The 18,567-nt window shown below is 41.4% G+C and carries 21 protein-coding genes; all 21 read right to left on the reverse strand.

Going from position 1 to position 18,567, the window contains the following annotated elements:
• Nucleotides 1-5: 5 nt before the first annotated feature.
• Nucleotides 6-809, reverse strand: a complete 804-nt coding sequence (gene trpA / locus AC3WTB_RS11355) for a tryptophan synthase subunit alpha (protein ID WP_047203219.1) — start codon at nt 807-809, stop codon at nt 6-8.
• The gene (gene trpB, locus AC3WTB_RS11360) at nt 802-2,004 is read right to left on the reverse strand and encodes a tryptophan synthase subunit beta (RefSeq protein ID WP_041085889.1); all 1,203 of its coding nucleotides are present in this window, start codon (nt 2,002-2,004) and stop codon (nt 802-804) included. The genes trpA and trpB overlap by 8 nt, the downstream gene beginning before the upstream one ends.
• Nucleotides 1,985-2,653 (reverse strand): phosphoribosylanthranilate isomerase, encoded by a 669-nt coding sequence (locus AC3WTB_RS11365; protein WP_492333745.1) that lies wholly within the window; start codon nt 2,651-2,653, stop codon nt 1,985-1,987. Before AC3WTB_RS11365 ends, trpB begins: the two co-directional genes overlap by 20 nt.
• Nucleotides 2,650-3,402 carry an indole-3-glycerol phosphate synthase TrpC gene (gene trpC, locus AC3WTB_RS11370; protein ID WP_073979673.1) on the reverse strand — a complete coding sequence of 251 codons (753 nt, stop codon included), beginning with the start codon at nt 3,400-3,402 and terminating at the stop codon, nt 2,650-2,652. The genes AC3WTB_RS11365 and trpC overlap by 4 nt, the downstream gene beginning before the upstream one ends.
• Nucleotides 3,395-4,417, reverse strand: a complete 1,023-nt coding sequence (trpD, locus tag AC3WTB_RS11375) for an anthranilate phosphoribosyltransferase (protein ID WP_440601642.1) — start codon at nt 4,415-4,417, stop codon at nt 3,395-3,397. Before trpD ends, trpC begins: the two co-directional genes overlap by 8 nt.
• Complete coding sequence (gene trpE / locus AC3WTB_RS11380) at nt 4,389-5,936, reverse strand: anthranilate synthase component I (RefSeq protein ID WP_492333746.1); 1,548 nt, start codon at nt 5,934-5,936, stop codon at nt 4,389-4,391. The genes trpD and trpE overlap by 29 nt, the downstream gene beginning before the upstream one ends.
• A gap of 231 nt (nt 5,937-6,167) precedes the next feature.
• A complete protein-coding gene (gene aroH / locus AC3WTB_RS11385) occupies nt 6,168-6,551 on the reverse strand; it encodes a chorismate mutase (RefSeq protein ID WP_492333747.1) in 384 nt (127 codons plus the stop codon).
• Nucleotides 6,548-7,639: a 3-dehydroquinate synthase gene (aroB, locus tag AC3WTB_RS11390; protein ID WP_268502831.1), complete on the reverse strand. Its 1,092-nt coding sequence runs from the start codon at nt 7,637-7,639 to the stop codon at nt 6,548-6,550. The genes aroH and aroB overlap by 4 nt, the downstream gene beginning before the upstream one ends.
• Entirely contained in the window at nt 7,639-8,811 is a 1,173-nt protein-coding gene (aroC, locus tag AC3WTB_RS11395) for a chorismate synthase (protein ID WP_039179560.1), read from the reverse strand. Before aroC ends, aroB begins: the two co-directional genes overlap by 1 nt.
• 74 nt (nt 8,812-8,885) lie before the next feature.
• Complete coding sequence (locus AC3WTB_RS11400; RefSeq protein ID WP_039179563.1) at nt 8,886-9,665, reverse strand: CheR family methyltransferase; 780 nt, start codon at nt 9,663-9,665, stop codon at nt 8,886-8,888.
• A 145-nt stretch (nt 9,666-9,810) separates the two neighbouring features.
• The gene (ndk, locus tag AC3WTB_RS11405; RefSeq protein ID WP_024422808.1) at nt 9,811-10,257 is read right to left on the reverse strand and encodes a nucleoside-diphosphate kinase; all 447 of its coding nucleotides are present in this window, start codon (nt 10,255-10,257) and stop codon (nt 9,811-9,813) included.
• 129 nt (nt 10,258-10,386) lie between these two features.
• Nucleotides 10,387-11,349, reverse strand: a complete 963-nt coding sequence (gene hepT / locus AC3WTB_RS11410; RefSeq protein WP_041085904.1) for a heptaprenyl diphosphate synthase component II — start codon at nt 11,347-11,349, stop codon at nt 10,387-10,389.
• A gap of 24 nt (nt 11,350-11,373) precedes the next feature.
• Complete coding sequence (locus tag AC3WTB_RS11415) at nt 11,374-12,078, reverse strand: demethylmenaquinone methyltransferase (protein WP_251180429.1); 705 nt, start codon at nt 12,076-12,078, stop codon at nt 11,374-11,376.
• Nucleotides 12,079-12,081: 3 nt separating this feature from the next.
• On the reverse strand, nt 12,082-12,849 hold the full coding sequence (locus AC3WTB_RS11420) for a heptaprenyl diphosphate synthase component 1 (RefSeq protein WP_041085908.1): 768 nt from the start codon (nt 12,847-12,849) through the stop codon (nt 12,082-12,084).
• Nucleotides 12,850-12,964: 115 nt separating this feature from the next.
• The gene (mtrB, locus tag AC3WTB_RS11425) at nt 12,965-13,195 is read right to left on the reverse strand and encodes a trp RNA-binding attenuation protein MtrB (RefSeq protein ID WP_008344541.1); all 231 of its coding nucleotides are present in this window, start codon (nt 13,193-13,195) and stop codon (nt 12,965-12,967) included.
• Nucleotides 13,196-13,219: 24 nt separating this feature from the next.
• On the reverse strand, nt 13,220-13,789 hold the full coding sequence (gene folE / locus AC3WTB_RS11430; protein WP_003215789.1) for a GTP cyclohydrolase I FolE: 570 nt from the start codon (nt 13,787-13,789) through the stop codon (nt 13,220-13,222).
• Between the two features lie 190 nt (nt 13,790-13,979).
• Entirely contained in the window at nt 13,980-14,258 is a 279-nt protein-coding gene (gene hbs, locus AC3WTB_RS11435) for a non-specific DNA-binding protein Hbs (protein ID WP_003215863.1), read from the reverse strand.
• Nucleotides 14,259-14,633: 375 nt separating this feature from the next.
• Nucleotides 14,634-16,112 carry a stage IV sporulation protein A gene (gene spoIVA, locus AC3WTB_RS11440; RefSeq protein WP_008344534.1) on the reverse strand — a complete coding sequence of 493 codons (1,479 nt, stop codon included), beginning with the start codon at nt 16,110-16,112 and terminating at the stop codon, nt 14,634-14,636.
• 204 nt (nt 16,113-16,316) lie between these two features.
• On the reverse strand, nt 16,317-17,042 hold the full coding sequence (locus AC3WTB_RS11445) for a YphF family lipoprotein (RefSeq protein WP_106025039.1): 726 nt from the start codon (nt 17,040-17,042) through the stop codon (nt 16,317-16,319).
• 17 nt (nt 17,043-17,059) lie between these two features.
• On the reverse strand, nt 17,060-17,263 hold the full coding sequence (locus AC3WTB_RS11450; protein WP_034280421.1) for a DUF2768 domain-containing protein: 204 nt from the start codon (nt 17,261-17,263) through the stop codon (nt 17,060-17,062).
• A 266-nt stretch (nt 17,264-17,529) separates the two neighbouring features.
• Nucleotides 17,530-18,567: an NAD(P)H-dependent glycerol-3-phosphate dehydrogenase gene (locus AC3WTB_RS11455; RefSeq protein WP_041085916.1), complete on the reverse strand. Its 1,038-nt coding sequence runs from the start codon at nt 18,565-18,567 to the stop codon at nt 17,530-17,532.

The following is an 18,567-nucleotide window of genomic DNA, read 5'->3' on the forward strand; positions in this document are numbered from 1 at the left end:
TCACCTCATTTGAATGAATAGAGGGGACTAAATGTTTTTGCATATGTTTCAAATTCTCTTAAAGCCTCTTGACGTGTATCACTTGCCAGCAATTGTTCTTGAAGCTCTTCAATTTTCTTCACAAGTGCACTGCCGACAACGACGCCGTCACTCAGTTTATTCATTGAGTCTACCTGCTCTCTTGTTGAGATGCCAAAACCGACCGCAACCGGTATGTGACTCAGCTGTTTCACTTGTTGAATAAAATCTGTAATTGACGCGTCAAAGGATTGTCTGACACCAGTTACACCAAGAGATGAAACACAATACACAAAACCTTCTGCCTGCTCTACAATGTTTACTAATCGTTCCTTGCTTGTTGGTGCAACGAGTGAAATATATGAAATGTCATGGGTTTGACAGTTCTTTTGCAGCTCGCTGCTCTCTTCAAACGGCAAGTCGGGTGTTAAGAGTCCCGAAATATGATTTTTGCGCAGTAAAGCGAAAAAGTATTCTGTGTCTAATTGTAACACAGGATTATAATACGTAAATAGAATTACAGGAATTTTTACACCGTTTTTTTTCATCTTCCCTGCTAATTCTATCGCTTTTACGATATTCATGCCATGATTTAGAGCTCTTTTGGAGGCTCTTTGAATGACAGGACCGTCCGCTAATGGATCCGAATAAGGAACACCGAGTTCAATCGCATGTGCACCGGCTGCTTGAAGGGAGATAGCTAAATCAATCGTGATGTCTTCTGACGGATCTCCTGCTGTGATAAATGGGATGAATAATTTTTCATCTTGCTCTAATTGAAATCTAATCATTTTGTTTCCCCTCACTTTCAAGCACGTTCATTAATGTATGCACATCCTTATCGCCTCTTCCTGACAGGCAGACAAGAACGATTTCATCTTCATTCATCGTCTTGCTTACCTCAAACGCCTTGGCTAGCGCATGTGCAGATTCAATTGCTGGAAGTATTCCTTCTTTTTCAGTCAGCAGTTTTAGGGCATCTAGTGCTTCTTGATCTGTCGCGCTCACATATTGAACCCGTCCGCTCGCATGTAAATAGGCGTGCTCTGGTCCAATTCCCGGATAATCTAAACCAGCGGAAATAGAATATGGCTCAATAATCTGGCCAAATTCGTCTTGGATTAAATAGGTCAAAGACCCGTGGATCACACCTTTGGTTCCTTTCGTGATGGTTGCAGCATGGAGCGGCGTATCGATTCCTTTTCCAGCAGCTTCTACCCCAATGATATCTACCTCTTCATCTAAGAATGCCCGGTACATTCCAATGGCATTACTTCCGCCGCCAACACAAGCAATGACTTTATGAGGAAGTCTTCCTTCTTTTTCAAGCAGCTGCTCTTTTGCTTCATCACCAATCATGCGCTGGAACTCGCTGACAATTTGAGGATACGGATGAGGGCCAACAACGGAGCCGATCATATAAAAATGATCACTGCAGTGCTGAACCCAATAGCGAATGGCTTCGTTTGTTGCATCTTTTAAAGTACCATTTCCGCTTGTGACAGGTATGACTTCAGCGCCAAGCAGTTTCATTCGGAAGACATTGAGTGATTGTCTTTCCACATCTTCTTTTCCCATAAAGACCGTGCAGGATAACCCGAACTTTGCGGCCACCGTTGCAGCAGCTACTCCGTGCTGACCTGCGCCTGTTTCCGCGATGATGTTTGATTTCCCCATTTTTTTCGCAAGCAGGGCCTGCCCAAGCGCATTGTTAATTTTATGAGCACCTGTGTGGTTTAAATCTTCTCTTTTTAAATAGATCTTTGCGCCGCCGAGGTATGCTGATATTTGATCAGCATATGTAAGCGCAGTTGGTCTGCCTGAATAGTTTTGAAGTAGTGATACATATTCTGCTTGAAAAGCAGGATCTTCTTTTAATTCACGAAATGCCTGTTCGATTTCTGCAAGTGGCTGCATGAGCGTTTCTGGGACAAATTTCCCTCCGAATTCTCCGTATCTGCCAATTTCATTTGGATATGCGTACATCATTTAACATCCTTTCTTCGAGCGCTTCGATCTTAGCGCTGCTTTTCTTTCCGTTTTCTTCTATTCCGCTTGAAAGATCGATCGCTTCTGGACCATAGGCGAGCAGATCTGCTATCGTTTCTGGTGTGATGCCGCCTGCAATTACGCAAGTCTTCCCCAGCCGTTTTGCATGTTTAACGTATAGAGGCACTGCCTCCCAAGCAAAAGCTGTTCCAGAGCCGCCTCTCATCCCTTTTACTTTTGCATCAATAAGGAAGCCATCGACAACAGGCGCAAATGACGTCATTTTTTCAAGCGTTCTTGTTACATCGGGCTCGTGATGGAACACTTTCCAAACGACAGCCCCTGTTTGTTGTTTGATTTCTTTTGCGTCATCCTGCGCTTCATCTCCATGAAGCTGTACGATATCTAAAGGTATATGTTTTGTGATCTCGCGCACTTTTTGAATCTTTTCATTTACAAATACACCGGCAATCTTTTTCTTACACTTTGTTTGGGTGAGCCATTGTTTCACTTGATCTGGCTGGACTTGTCTTTTACTTGGAGCAAAAATAAATCCGATGGCATCTGCGTGAGATTGCGCAATACATTCCACATCTTCTTGTGATACTGCCCCGCAATATTTTACATAAGGCTTCATCCTGCTCATTCTCCAAACAATGTCTGAACGGCTTTTTCTTGTGATTGTTCTCTCATTAATGATTCTCCTACAAGGACTGCACCCGCTCCATGATTCTTCACAAAGGTTAGATCATCAAATGTTTGAATCCCGCTCTCACTCACTAGTAAGACCTCTTTTGGAACGAGGGGGGCAATCTCTTTTGTTTGTTCAACTGTTGTTGTAAATGTATTTAAATTCCGGTTGTTCACTCCAATGATTTCAGGAGTGAACAACTTTAAAATATTTTCCAGTGTATCTGCTGCATGTACTTCGACAAGGACATCAAGTCCATTCTCTTTCGCTTCAGCATAGAGCTCGTGCAGCTTTTGCGGCTCAAGTACTTCTCCAATTAATAAAATGGCATCTGCTCCTATACGTCTTGACTCTTCTACCTGTATGGAGTCAATGATGAAATCTTTTCTTAAAATTGGACGATCTACGTGTTTTTTAATGAGGGATAAGTATTCATTTTTTCCTTGAAAGAATGGTTCATCCGTTAAAACAGATAAGCAATCAGCGTTGGATTTTTCGTAAGCTTTTGCTGTTTGTAAAGGATCAAAATTTGGTTGAATGATTCCTTTGGAAGGAGACGCCTTTTTCACCTCAGCAATTAGACCAATTGAGCGATGAGGATTCATGAGTGCTTCTTTAAATGATCGTCTTTCAAAGTGTTCATCTACTGGTAACTGCAATGTTTGGATATGTTCTTTTTTGCGGGCAATGATTTGATTAAGCATAGATCTCTTCCTCTCTCGTTTTTTGTTTTAAACGAGCCAATTGTTCTTTGGCTGCGCCGTTTTTAATCGTTTCAATCGCTTTTAATGTTCCGGCCATGAGGTTTTCTGACTTCCCTGCGACATATAAAGCCGCTCCAGCATTCAGGGCAGTAATATGAAGCGGCGCCCCTACTGTTTGATGATTCAATATATTCTGAATCAATTTGGCGCTCTCTCCCGGTGATTGGACCTGAATATCTGATAAATATCCTTTTTGCAGCCCAAAGTCTTCTGGATTGAGTGTATATTCTGTCATGACATCTTTTTTGAGTTCAATCACATATGAATTTGCTGTAATCGTTAATTCATCCAGCCCATCTTCTCCACAAACAAACAGCACATGTTCTGGCTCTAATGGCGCAAGGGCTTTTGCCATTAATTTTGCCTTTTCCTTTGAGTAGACGCCGATGATTTGCTTTTTGGCTTGCATTGGATGGCAAAGCGGACCTAACAGATTAAATACCGTCCGGAAGCCGAGCTGCTTGCGGACTGTGGCTACTTGTTTCATAGATGAATGATACAATGGTGCAAATAAAAAGCCCATGTTTTTCTCTTGTATTTGTCTTCTTGTTTCTTCCGGTGTGGATTGAATGTGAATCCCAAGACACTCTAGTACATCGGCACTCCCGCTTTTAGAAGAAACTGATCGATTTCCGTGTTTGGCGATTTTGGCTCCAGCGGCGGAAGCGACAATGGCAGCGGCAGTTGATATATTAAAGGTGGAAAGTCCATCGCCTCCTGTGCCGCAAGTATCAACAACATCAAGCGATCGTTCCATTGGCGCCGCATTTTGCCGCATGGCTTTCACAAAACCCGTCATTTCTTCAGCGGTTTCTCCTCTATGCGCTAAAATGGAAAGACTTGCAGCGACTTCAGCATCTGTTAAAAAGCCGCTCATCATATCTTGCATGAGTTTATTTGCTTCATTTTCTGATAGAAAGCCTCCATTAACAAGAGCTGATAGTCGGTGATTCATCCTGCACACTCTCCTTTTCTGAGAAAATATGTTCCGCAAGCTGAATGGCTTTCAGAAGTGCTCCTGCCTTGTTACAAGTCTCTTCCCACTCGTTTTCTGGGACAGAATCAGCCACAATGCCAGCGCCTGCTTGTATAGAAGCGGTCTGATTTTTGACGCTCATCGTACGAATGGTAATACAGGAGTCGATATTACCGTCGAATCCAATATAGGCAATACAGCCGCCATACGTTTCCCTTGGCTCAGGCTCCATTTCATTTAATAATTGCATCGCCCTTATTTTCGGGGCACCTGTTAATGTGCCTGCTGGGAAAGCGGACATGAGCGCATCGACTGGATGTGTATCCCGCTTTAGCTTTCCTGTCACAATGGAGATAATGTGCATGACATGTGAAAAATTCACTACTTTTGTAAAGGTCGGTACGGACACACTGCCGTATTCTGCCACACGGCCTACATCATTTCTGGCAAGATCCACTAACATGTAATGCTCCGCTTTTTCCTTTTCATCTTCAAGCAGCTCTTTTGCTAATGCGGCATCCTCTTCTCTTGTTCTTCCTCTTTTTCTTGTGCCTGCAATAGGATGGATTTCTAGATGCCCGTTTTTGGCATGGATTAATCGTTCTGGCGAGCTGCCGACTAAATCACGGTCTTTTAATTTCATAAAATACATATAAGGAGATGGATTCACAATCCGAAGCACGCGGTATAACTCAAATGAACTCACTGATACAGGGATATCAAATCGCTGCGAGAGGACGCCTTGGAAAATGTCACCCGCTCGAATGTATTCTTTGATTTTTTCTACGTCCTTTAAAAATTGCGCTTTTTCATAGGTTGACGTCACATGTTCAAAGGATGGCGGCTCATTCATATTCCCTGATAATATCAGTTCTTTCATATCAGTCTTTGAATGGAGCTTGTGAATCATCTGTTCAAGCTGTTTTTGATTTTCTTTGTAAGCGCGTATTTTTTCGTCTTCTGCTTCATGTCCGGTTAGCTGGGTATACTGGATAAAATGAACATGATTCGTTTCATGATCAAAGGCGATCATCGTTTGGCAGACAAATAATGTGCAATTATCTGCCAGCGATGCGTTTCGATGAGGCCTGACAGAAGGTTCAATGTTTGGAATCAGATCGTAGCTTAAGTACCCAACAGCCCCACCTGTAAATGGGATATCAATATCTGGCGCTTTGATTTGATATTGCTCTTTCATCCAATCCAGCAGTTCTTTCAGCTCTTGCTTTTGCATGACTTCCTGCCCCGCAGCGTCACGTGCAATGTATTTGTTTTGGTCATCATGTAAGGTTAAAAACGGATGCAATCCAATGAAGGAATATCTCGACCAGTTGGAAGACTCATCTTTGCTTTCTAGCAAATACACAATATCTTGTTTGAGTTTTTCAACAATTTGAATCGGTGAGAGCGTATCGACTGTAATGGTTTCAACAATTGGGATCGTTTTGTAGGACTCACTGTCCTTTAAAAATTGGGTCAGGTTTGATTGGGAATTCATAAGCACACTCCTTAAATGGGATTAAGGAGAATGAGGGGACATATAGAGGGTTTGTATGAGTATACGAAATAAGCCTAAAAGAGGGTTTCTCTTTTAGGCAGTATGATTAAATAGAAGTATCGTATCTCTGCTCAACTCTACTCATCTCAACTACCCTAGTCTCATTCTCATCTTCTCTAAGCTTGCAATGCCGTTTACACCTGTGTGTAAACTTCGGCTGTTCATATCGTATTATAATTCCTTGTTTTTTGTCAACTGTAAATCAGGGCGAAGCGTCACAGCTTCTTCCAAGTACACATGCTGTATGTCTTCCTGCTTTGTATCTGTCTGGACAGTCATTAAGACACGAATACATTGCTTTAAACCGCCATCAATGTCTAGTTCCTGCATGCAAGTAACCGGTACATATGTCCATCCTTCAAACTGACGAAGTGCTTTTGCCGGAAAAACGGAGTGAATATCTTGTGTAGCTGAAATCAAGATCTGCACGACACGTTCTGGATCTACTTGGTTTCTTGAAATAATCGCTTTTAACAGCTGTTTCGTTTTGTTTAACACTTCAGTTTCTGTATCTTCTATCACAGTTGTAGCCCCACGTATCCCGCGAAACATCATAGACATCCCTCCTCCCGTTTCCATTCTTCGAGCCAGTAGTGCAGCTCATCTTTTGTGAAAGACTGTAAAGTGACGTCTCCAACCTGTTTTAATAAAACAAATTGAACACTGCCGCCTCTTGCTTTTTTATCACCAATCATCCGGTCAACAAATGTTATCGTTGAAATATCTGGTGTGACTTGTACAGGGAATCCAAGCTCTTGCATCCACTCTTTTAGTTCCAAACGATTAAGGCTGAGCCCCAGCTGCTTTTCGCTCACATACAGCGCAAACTGCATGCCGATTGCAATGGCATCTCCATGCGTGATGACGCCGTATCCGTATTCTGCTTCAATGGCATGCCCCAGTGTATGGCCTAAATTCAAAAATGCACGCACACCTTGTTCTTTTTCATCTTCTTGAACAATTGACGCTTTGACTTGAATGCCTTGATACAGCATATGTGCCAGCTCACTCTTTGATAAATCCGACAAAGAACGAATGGACATTAGTTCTGATAAAAAGTCTTCACTAGAAATCAATGCATGTTTGATGACTTCTGCAAAGCCTGATCTTCGTTCAATTTGAGATAAAGTCTCAAGCATACTAGTATCATAGATCACAGCTTTTGGCTGATGAAACGCACCGATTAAATTTTTACCGAGCGGATGGTTAATCCCTGTTTTCCCGCCAACTGCACTGTCATGTGCCAGCAGCGTCGTCGGAACTTGGATAAAGTCAATGCCCCTCATATAAGTGGCAGCAGCAAATCCAGCCAAATCTCCAATCACACCGCCTCCCAGCGCAATAATGCAGGAGGAACGATCAAGCTGAAATTGAATGGCTTTCGTATGAATATGCTCAAATTCGGCAAAGGATTTTGACTGCTCTCCGCTTGGCACAACCACTTTGTTCACAGGCCACTTCTCTTGAAGTAAGCGAACCATTTCATCACCATAAATGGCATCAACAGCTGTATCTGTGACGATTAAGAGCTTCGTATAGGAATGCCCAGTGGAAGTTATCAAGTCGACGATATTGCGTTTAATCCCATCACCGATAAATACAGGATAAGTGGCTGAAGACGTCTTAACTTCCAGTGTTTTCATTAAAATTCCCTCTGAAGCTGGCGCATTTTTTCAACATTTTCTTTAATACGGTCGATTTGGTCAAGGCCAAACTGCTCCACAACTGCATTGGCAATTTCCCATGCCACGACTGCTTCTGCAACAACACTTGCGGCAGGAACAGCACAGCTGTCAGAACGTTCAATACTTGCAGAGAAAGGTTCTTTTGTTTCAATGTCAACGCTTTGAAGCGGCTTATAAAGCGTTGGGATTGGTTTCATAACCCCTCTTACGACAATTGGCATACCAGTTGACATTCCGCCTTCAAGACCACCTAGGCGGTTTGTTTTTCTCGTATAGCCCTTTTCTTCATCCCAGATGATTTCATCATGGACCTCACTGCCATTTTTAGAGGCTGCCTCGAAGCCAATACCGAATTCAACCCCTTTAAAAGCGTTGATACTAAGTACAGCGCCTGCAAGCTTGCTGTCCAATTTACGGTCGTAATGAACATAGCTGCCAACCCCAACCGGCATTCCTTCAACGATGACTTCAACAATTCCGCCAATTGAATCGCCGTTTTTCTTCGCTTCATCAATTGCATCCATCATTTGCTGACCTGCTTCACTGTCATAGCAGCGAACAGGTGATTCTTCTGTTACCTTTTGCAAATCTTCAATAGACTCGTATGCTGTATGAGCTGCTTTCACTCCGCCAATTTCAAGAACGTGGCCAGCTACTTTAATCCCTAGATGCGCCAAGATTTGTTTGGCAACTGCGCCTGCTGCTACGCGAACAGTTGTCTCGCGGGCTGATGAGCGCTCTAATACGTTTCTCATATCACGATGTCCGTATTTAATCGCACCATTTAAATCCGCATGTCCTGGTCTTGGACGAGAGATTTGACGCTTCATTTCACTTTCTTCTTCTTCTGTAATCGGCTCTGCCCCCATCACCTTTGTCCAGTGCTTCCAGTCGTTATTTTCAACAACAAGAGCGATTGGCGAACCTAATGTTCTCCCGTGGCGAACGCCACTTAACACTTTTGCCTGGTCTTTTTCGATCTGCATTCTTCTTCCTCGGCCATGACCTTTTTGTCTTCTAGCCAATTCATAATTGATGTCATCCTGCTCTATGTAAAGTCCTGCTGGAACTCCTTCAATAATTGTGGTCAATTGTGGACCATGTGATTCACCTGCTGTTAAGTACCTCATTGACTTAATCTCCCTTCATCGCATTAACGCTTTTAAGTAAAAATATAATAACACACTTACTACTAAAAAGTCAGCTACATACCCTTCTTTTGATAAAAGAAAGTATCAGCAGATGTCAGTCCAAACTTTTCTGGGTGAAAAATTTGCTCTGTAGAACCAACAAATAATACGCCATTTTGTTTTAAACTACTGCTCATTTTCAAGTAAATTTCTTCTTTCGCCTCTTCAGTAAAATAAATCAGTACATTTCGGCAAACGATAAGGTCAAGCTGTTTTTCATATGGATCAGCTAAAAGATTGTGCTTCTTAAATTGAATATGCTTTCGAACCTCATTTTTCACAGTGTAAAATGAGGAATCTTCTTTTGTGAAATACTTTTGCTTGATATGATCTGGTACCTCTTGCAGAGAGCGTTCATGATATCTGCCTTTTTGAGCTGACTGCAGAACTTTATCATCAATGTCAGTTGCAATAATTTGAAAATCTTTCACAAGAGGATGGCTTGACAGCAGCATGGAGAGTGTATATGGCTCTTCTCCAGTCGAACATGCTGCGCTCCAAATCTTTAAAGTGCCGCCATTTTTCGAAAGCAGCGGCAGGATTTTTTGATCAAGTACTTCCCAGCGCTGATAGTTTCGGTAAAATTCTGACACATTAATTGTCATGCGGTCCATCGTCTCATCTAATAGTGCTCTGTCCTTTTCAAGCGCGGCCGCGAATGCTTCGAAATCTTTAAATCCTTTTTTATCATAAAGTGATGTTAATCTTCGTTTCATTTGTGCTTCTTTATATAAATTCAGATCAACCCCGGTTAGTTTTTTCCATTTTCCAACAAATACTTGATATGGATCCATCAATGTCCTCTCCTGTCTCATCTATCTTTGTCCTAGTATAGCTGTTTTTATCGAAAATTTGTATCTTCTCATACGAAATTTCGTGTAGAAAGTTCAATATAAAAAAAGCCAAAGTGCTCATTGAATGAACACCTTGGCTTGAACCTTAATAAATCCAGCTTGAGATGGTTTGATCCCAGCTTGTGAGTTCTTCTTGTTTGAAGAATAAGTTAATTTCTCTTTCAGCACTTTCTGGTGAGTCTGACCCATGAATAATGTTTTTCCCAACAGTCAATCCATAGTCTCCTCTTATTGTGCCTGGAAGCGCTTCCTTTGGATTTGTTTTGCCGATAATTTGTCTTGTTACGTCTACAACCTGTTCGCCTTGCCATACCATTGCAAATACAGGTCCTGACGTAATAAAGTCAACCAATTCCCCGAAAAATGGTTTTTCTTTATGCTCTCCGTAATGTGTTTCTGCTACTTCCTTTGGTATACTCATTAGTTTTGCACCAACAAGCTGAAGCCCCTTTTTTTCGAATCTTGACACAATGTCACCGATTAATTGTCTTTCCACACCATCAGGTTTGACCATAAGAAATGTTTTGTCCATATACGTTTTCCACCCCGTCGTTATGTATGTATAGGCTTACATTGTTACAAAGTGATCGTATCATTTTTTTTTATAATAATCAATTTTTGACAAAAAATTTCACAAAAAAACCAATCAACGTAACGTTGATTAGAATTTTCGTTTCCCAATATATTTTGCAATGGAGGCGAGTGACGTTCTCGCTCGTCCTCGAGGAAGTTTGTCGAGCTGTTCAAAAGCTTTTTTCAAATACATTTCACTCACTCGAATCGAGCGGTCGATCGCATCTGTTTGTTTGAGGCTTTCAATGACAGGCTTCAGCTGCTTCTCCGTCGTTTCACTATTGATCAGCTTCAATTGACCTTCTAGTGTCGGATTTTTCAGTGCATATAAAACTGGGAGTGTGACATTTCCTTGTAAAAGGTCTCCTCCAACAGGCTTGCCCAGCTCTTCTTCTGTTGATGTGAAATCAAGGACATCATCAATGATCTGATAAGACATGCCGACATAGTATCCAAACCAATAGAGGGCTTTATGTGTTTTTTCATCTGTACCTGCTGCAATAGCGCCTAATTGACAGCTGCCAGCAATAAGCAAGGCTGTTTTTCGTTTGATTCTTCTTAAATATGTACGCAGGTTCTGTTCCATATTGTATTTATCTTTCACTTGCTCTATTTCACCAAGACAGAGCTCAACGACCATTTTTGACAAAATTTCATGTGCCATTGGGTGATTGATTTTTGTCATGTATTCAAGTGATCTCGCAAACATATAATCCCCTGTGTACATGGCAATTCTGTTATCCCATTTTGCCTTTATCGTTGGTTTACCTCTTCTCAGCTCTGCATCATCAATCACATCATCGTGAACGAGTGATGCCATATGAATCAGCTCGAGGGCAACGGCAACATATTTTATTTTATTAATGTCATAGTCACCAAACATGCCTGAAAGGAGAACAAAAACGGGGCGGATTCGTTTTCCGCCCGCTTGCAGCAAATGAAGACCTGCTTCACTTAATAATGCATAATCAGAGCGAACTGTTTGTTCAAGCTCTTTTTCAATTATATCGATATCATGATTTAAAAAAGAGATCATTGCTTTTAGTTTCATTATCTTCACCCAAATATCGTTTATTCAAAGCTTTTTTCCGATATGTGTTGCTGCTACACCGCCTGTAAATGGATGATACGAGACATCAGACAACCCGGCCTCTTCAAACAGAGCCGCCAGCTCTTTCATGCCAGGGAATGTTTTGGCTGATTCTTGAAGCCATGAATACTCCTGATAGCTTTTGGCAAACAGTTTACCAAAGAGCGGCATAATGTATTTGAAGTAGATGTAGTAGCCCTGCTTAAAGCCGATCATCTCAGGCTGTGATGTCTCAAGACAAACAACCATTCCTCCGGGCCTCACTACTCTTGTCATTTCCTTTAGCACCGTTAAATAATCAGGTACGTTTCGAAGACCAAAACCGATGGTGACATAATCAAATGAGTTGTCCTCAAAAGGGAGCTCCATCGCATTGCCGTGAAGTAATTCAATCTGTCTGTAGCCCCCAGTCTTCACCTTCGTTTCTCCAACACTCAGCATGTTTTTACTGAAATCAAGGCCTTTGACCTCGCCTTTTTCTCCAACAGCATCTGCAAGCGCAATTGTCCAATCGGCTGTCCCGCAGCATACATCTAATGCTTTAGAGCCTTTTTGCACATTCATGAGCTTCATTGTTTTATCACGCCATTTTTTATGCTGTTTAAAGCTGATGACAGAGTTCATTTGATCATAGTTTTTATAAATTTTTTCAAATACACCGTGTACTCGCTGTTCTTTTGATTGCTGCATGACTTACCCTTCTTCCACTTTCTGATGGTACGCAGGCTCATTTTTCATATGATCCAAGCGATTTAATAGCTCTTTTTGAACGACCGGAGATGAAACAAGATGCTCCTTGATCGGCCGTTTGGCCTTTTCATAGCCTTCATTCTCGAAGTTGTCAAAACATGAATAGGCGTCCGTATAACTATCGTTCAAAAAAAGTTTTAAATGTTTGTCATTTTCTGCTTGTTTCATGAAACGTTTATAAACAAGAAAACGACTTGCAATCTCATTCCAATGCGTTAATTGAAAATGCTCAGAAATCCTTTGGAAAAGCGCAGATTCAACTGTAGCTACACTTTTGTAAAAGTGCGCTGCATCTTGTATGGACCGGTCATACAGTCTAATTTTATGTTCATTGATCTCTTTGATCGCCGTAGCGAGCGTGCGGATCATATAAATGTCTTTCATGTCAGAGAGAAGAGAATAATAGAGACCGCTGAAATAGTCTCCTGCCAGGATGGTCAGCTGACGATTTTTGAATTCGTCTTGCTTGATGGCTGCAGCAGTTGTGACTTCGTCATGGGTATCAAGGGCAATTTGCACAAGCATCGCCGTTAAAATATAATTTTCTTTTTTCTCTGCATCAATTTGAGCTTCATCAAACATTGCATGAAAAAGAAGGAGCTTATCTTCATCGATGAGTGGCGCGCGTAAATGCTTCGCCAAATAAGGATGAGAAAGCTTTTTATTTAATTTTATATTTAGATTAGATAAAATTCCGTAGATGTCTTGCAAAGATATCACCCTTGTCCCAAAAATTACAGTTTCATATGTAGACCTGCACATTGTATAGAGATTTATTATACCATATCAGCTCTCACTTTTATGCTATCAAGTGCATACAAGTTCTTTATTTCTTTGCTTCGCTTTGAATTTCACCGAAGCTTGTTTGAATGACAGCATCGCCTCTTACTTTGATCGCTGACGTATGCTCAGTAAATTGTGCAATGATCACTTCACCTTTATCGAGCTTCTCGGAATGGTGAAATCTTGTATCAGAGCCTCTTGTTAGGCCGATGACGTTTACACCATTATCAATGGCTTTAATTACCACAAAATCAGATGCTTTATTTTCACTCATTTTGTTCACCGTCCATCTATTGAATTAGTCGTTTTTAATAAAGGAAAGCACTTCTGCTCTTGCGGCTGCATCATTTGCAAATGTGCCGCGTACTGCTGAGGTCACTGTTTTAGCGCCTGGCTTTTTCACTCCGCGCATCGTCATACACATATGCTCTGCTTCAACGACAATCATCACGCCATGCGGATTAAGTGTTTCCACCATACTATCTGCAATAGTTGATGTAATGCGTTCCTGAAGCTGCGGGCGTTTTGCCACGGCTTCGACAGCTCTTGCCAGCTTGCTAAGTCCCGTTACTTTTCCGCCGCGCGGAATATAAGCAACGTGGGCTTTCCCGTAGAAAGGCACGAGGTGGTGTTCACACATTGAATGGAAAGCAATATCTTTTACAAGGACGAGTTCTTCGTGGTCTTCGCCAAAAATGGTTTTAAAATGTTCTTTTGGATCTTCATTTAATCCTGAAAACACTTCTTCATACATTTTTGCGACTCGTTTTGGGGTATCGAGAAGTCCTTCACGATCTGGATCTTCTCCGATTGCTTTTAATATATCGCGTACTGCGTGTTCGATTAATTCTTTATTTATTTCACTCATGTATTATATCCTCCAAAGGCGATTACATTTCATTCAGATTCTAGCACACTTCAGATCCTAAAAGCAAAGGAGAGCGTTCTAAACGAACCTTTTGATTCAAAAGGAAAAGCCCCTTATGAAAGGGGCTTTTCTAGACCAGTGTGAAACTGTATATGTATAACTCCTTCAACAGGATCATTACACATAACGATTATTTACCTGCCACCGCGTCTTTAAGTGCTTTACCTGGTTTGAAAGCAGGTACTTTGCTTGCAGGGATTTCGATCTCTGCACCAGTTTGTGGGTTACGTCCTTTACGAGCTGAACGCTCACGTACTTCAAAGTTACCAAAACCAATAAGTTGGATTTTGTCACCATTTTTAAGTGCATCTAAAATTGTATCAAAAACAGAATCAACTGCTTTTGTCGCGTCTTTTTTAGATAACTCGCTTGCTTCAGCAACCGCGTTAATAAGTTCTGTCTTGTTCATGCCTTTCACCTCCTCCCAAAAATATGCATTCAATAGATTGTTATCATTTCTTCACAATTCATCTTCTTTCTATACCCTTTTTTAGAAAAAAAGAGCGTCCTAGAAAGCGTTATACATGGCTTTTCATTAGAAAACATCTCTTTGAAGGAATGTTTGTCCAACAAAGTGAAGATTTTCTGTAAGTAGATTAACACATATGAAATACCATATCAAGCATTTTAAAGGGTAGAATCCTTATTCGTCAAGGATTAAGGGCACTTTTGCGAACGAATATTCCTAATTTCAACCTGAATCTGACTAATCTTTATACAATTGTCTTTTTATGACTCATTCAATAAGCAAAAAAAGACCCCTATCAATGAGAGGTCTCACTTGCTATAAAATAATCGCAATCAAACCGCCTGAACCTTCGTTGATGATTCTTTCAAGTGTTTCCTTCAGCTTATATCTTGCGTTTTCCGGCATGAGAGACAGCTTTGCTTGAATGCCTTCTCTGACAAGGGAGCTGAGGGAGCGGCCAAATATATCTGAATTCCAGATCGAAAGCGGATCATCTTCAAAGTCTTGCATTAAGTAGCGGACAAGCTCTTCACTTTGTTTTTCTGTTCCGATAATCGGTGCAAATTCGCTCTCTACATCTACTTTGATCATGTGAATAGATGGCGCTACCGCTTTTAACCTTACGCCGAATCTTGATCCCTGCCTAATGATTTCTGGCTCATCTAAACTCATATCTGACAACGCTGGCGCTGCAATCCCATAACCAGTCTGCTTCACCATTTTTAATGCGTCTGATACTTGATCATATTCTGTCTTAGCATGAGCAAAATCTTGCATGAGCTCAAGCAGATGGTCTTTCCCTCTAATTTCTACACCAACGACTTCTTTTAAAATATGATCATATAGATCATCTGGCGCATATAGGTCAATCTCCGCAATCCCCTGACCCATTTCAATTCCTGCTAACCCCGCTCTTTCAATAAAATCAAATTCACTGAATTGACCAACGACACGGTCGACATCTCTTAATCTTTTAATATCCTTTACGGTTTCCTTCACTGAATCCTGATAGCTCTCTCTCAGCCAGTGATCTTCTTTCAGCACCATCACCCAGCTTGGCAGGTTCACATTCACCTCTAGAACTGGGAATTCATATAATGCTTCACGAAGTACACTGAGTACGTCTTGCTCTCTCATACTTTCTACGCTCATGGCGAGTACTGGAATATCATACTTTTGGCTAAGTTCCTGCCGGAGCGCTTCTGTTTCAGGATGATATGGCCTCACTGAGTTGATAACCATAATAAATGGCTTTCCAACCTCTTTGAGTTCATCAATCACACGTTCTTCAGATTCAATATAATCATGTCTTGGGATTTCTCCAATGGAACCATCTGTTGTAATCACTACACCTATTGTTGAATGCTCTTGAATGACCTTGCGTGTACCAATTTCCGCTGCTTCATGAAACGGGATTGGCTCTTCATACCACGGCGTATTAATCATTCTTGGGCCATTTTCATCTTCATACCCGCGCGCACCAGGGACAGTGTATCCCACACAATCGACAAGCCTGATGTTGACATCAAGACCGTCACTCACGTGAATAGATGCTGCTTGATTCGGTACAAATTTTGGCTCTGTGGTCATAATGGTTTTTCCTGCTGCGCTTTGCGGCAATTCATCCTGTGCTCTTGCACGATCTGCCTCATTATTGATATTCGGGAGCACCACGAGCTCCATAAACTTTTTAATAAACGTAGATTTCCCTGTACGAACAGCGCCAACGACTCCTAAATATATATCGCCTCCTGTTCGTTCAGCGATATCCTTGAAAATATCGACTTTTTCCAAGTGATCCCCTCCCGGACTTGCTATCCTCGTTTTCAAATTAAATACTCTATTCTTCAATCAAACTGTGCTTGAAAGGTGTCTGGACAATATATGTGTATGACGTTGTCCTATTTGAATATGACACCTTTTTGTTTTGAGAGTATGTTTAGCCATAAAAAAACCTTTCTCCTCATTTATATGCAGAGGAAAAAGGTTCATTCTTGTTTATGACGTCTTTTTTTCTAAAAAGGCAGGCTCACCTTTTTTGTTGATGGTATATGGGACAGAAAACGCGGGTACAAACGGAGTTTCCTGCCAATATACATCTTGAATGTTTTCACCTGGTTTCAGCTTTTGCTTCGTATTCTTCAAAATATGAGCAAAATCACTGCGATAGTCCACATAGATGTCACCGTTTGATGAAATCAGTAATGGGAGGGAATTCCCTGTCACAGGACTCATGACCGCAGGCGGCGATTTTAATCCTAATTTTTTTTCATTTAACGTATATAAATTGGCTGATACGACTTTGCCGTATGGCGGATATGTATGTTCATCTTGATACATCTTGATCCTAAGACGTAATTCATTGATGGTCTGCGTCATTTTGACATCAAGCAGTTTCACAGTTGGTTTCTTTTCGACGTCTGTGAGGACATAAATATATTCGCCCCCGCCTTCATAAGATGTAGACGGTACATCGTGTAAATATCTTGGTGACAAGCGCTTAAAGTCGATGACATATTTCTGATAAACCGGCGTGTCTGCTTCTTTCGTTTCTATAGGCAGAAGACCATTTGTTGCTTTTTGAAATTCCTCAATCGCTGTCTGGACACTTTGCAGCTGCTCTTCGTATGGCACCCGGTTCTCAGCTTTGCGATTTTCTGGATACAGACATCCTGTTAATAACATAAGTGCTAACAGCGTGACACTGACTTTTGCTTTGATCATCACATTCTTCCTTTTCTTTATTCATTGACCGGCCCGCTAAAGACAACTAAAAACACAATGATACCTGATATCAGCATCAAGCTGTATGCGACGGTTGAGGCCGTTATTTTAAGAAATTTGCTTTTCAGCTTAAACCTGCTGAAATAAATGGTTACTACGGCTAAAAACATGAGCCCCATTGAACCAAGCGCAAACCACATCTTGATTAAAGCAAAACTCATCGTGCCTGTCCCCCTTTAAAACGAACGAATTGTAAGCGTTTATATTTCATTTTAAACCAAAAATAAGGTAAATATCAATCATTTTTCCAATCATTCAGAAAAAAGCGCATAAAAAAACTGAAGCAAAGAGGGGGACTCTGCTTCAGTCATTGGATCGACTATTTTCCTCATTCTGTAGAGGCAAAGCTCTATTCAAACTTCATTGCTATGTTATGCAAGTCTTCCCCTTCTTGCATCCTCTACATGCCTAAGTTCAGTCTTTCCATTTATTTTGTTTGGTTTTCAAACATGTTCACAAGGTCTTCCATCTCATGTGTTTTCACACGTGCCATTAAAGATTCTACAGCATCGTCAACCTTTTTCCCTTCAAACAGGACGCCGTAAAGAGCCTCTGTAATCGGCATGCTGACCTTGTATTCTTTAGAAAGCTGATAAGCGCCTTTTGTTGTGCGGACGCCTTCGACAACCATCCCCATTTTTTCAAGCACTTCTTCGAGCTTATATCCTTTACCGAGTAAATTCCCGCAGCGCCAGTTACGCGAATGAACACTTGTACATGTCACGATCAAATCGCCAACACCTGTTAATCCGGCAAATGTAAGGGGATTCCCTCCCATTTTTGTGCCAAGACGTGCGATTTCAGCAAGTCCCCTAGTGATAAGCGCCGCTTTTGCATTGTCACCATATCCAAGTCCGTCTGTGATACCAGCCGCAAGAGCAATGATATTTTTCAATGCGCCGCCAATTTCTACCCCAATCACATCAGGGTTGGTGTACACTCTAAAATGATTGTTCATGAACAAATCTTGAACAAATTGAGCTGCTTCAATATTTTCTGATGAGACAGTAACAGTTGTCGGATGACGCAGACCTACTTCTTCTGCATGACTTGGCCCTGATAGGACAACGACAGCTTCTCTTTTCTCAGATGGGACTTCTTGTTCAATCATTTGAGAAATTCTAAGAAGTGTATCTGGTTCGATTCCCTTACTGACATGGACAAACGGCACCTTCGATGAAATCAGCTCATTTGCCTGCTTCAATACCTCACGAATGGCCTTTGTTGGCACAGCGACAATAATCGCCTCTGTCCCCTCTAAAGCCTGCTTCATATCAGTTGTCGCCTGAATAGACGCTGGCAGTTCTACATTTGGCAAGTAATCATGATTTTCATGTTTCTCATTGATTTGATCAATGAGCTCTTGTCTATGTCCCCACATGTGTACATCATGATGATTATCAGCTAATACAAGCGCAAGAGCTGTTCCCCAGCTGCCTGCTCCAAGTACGGAAATTTTCTTCAT

Source organism: Bacillus sp. EB106-04-04-XG123 (assembly GCF_058791855.1).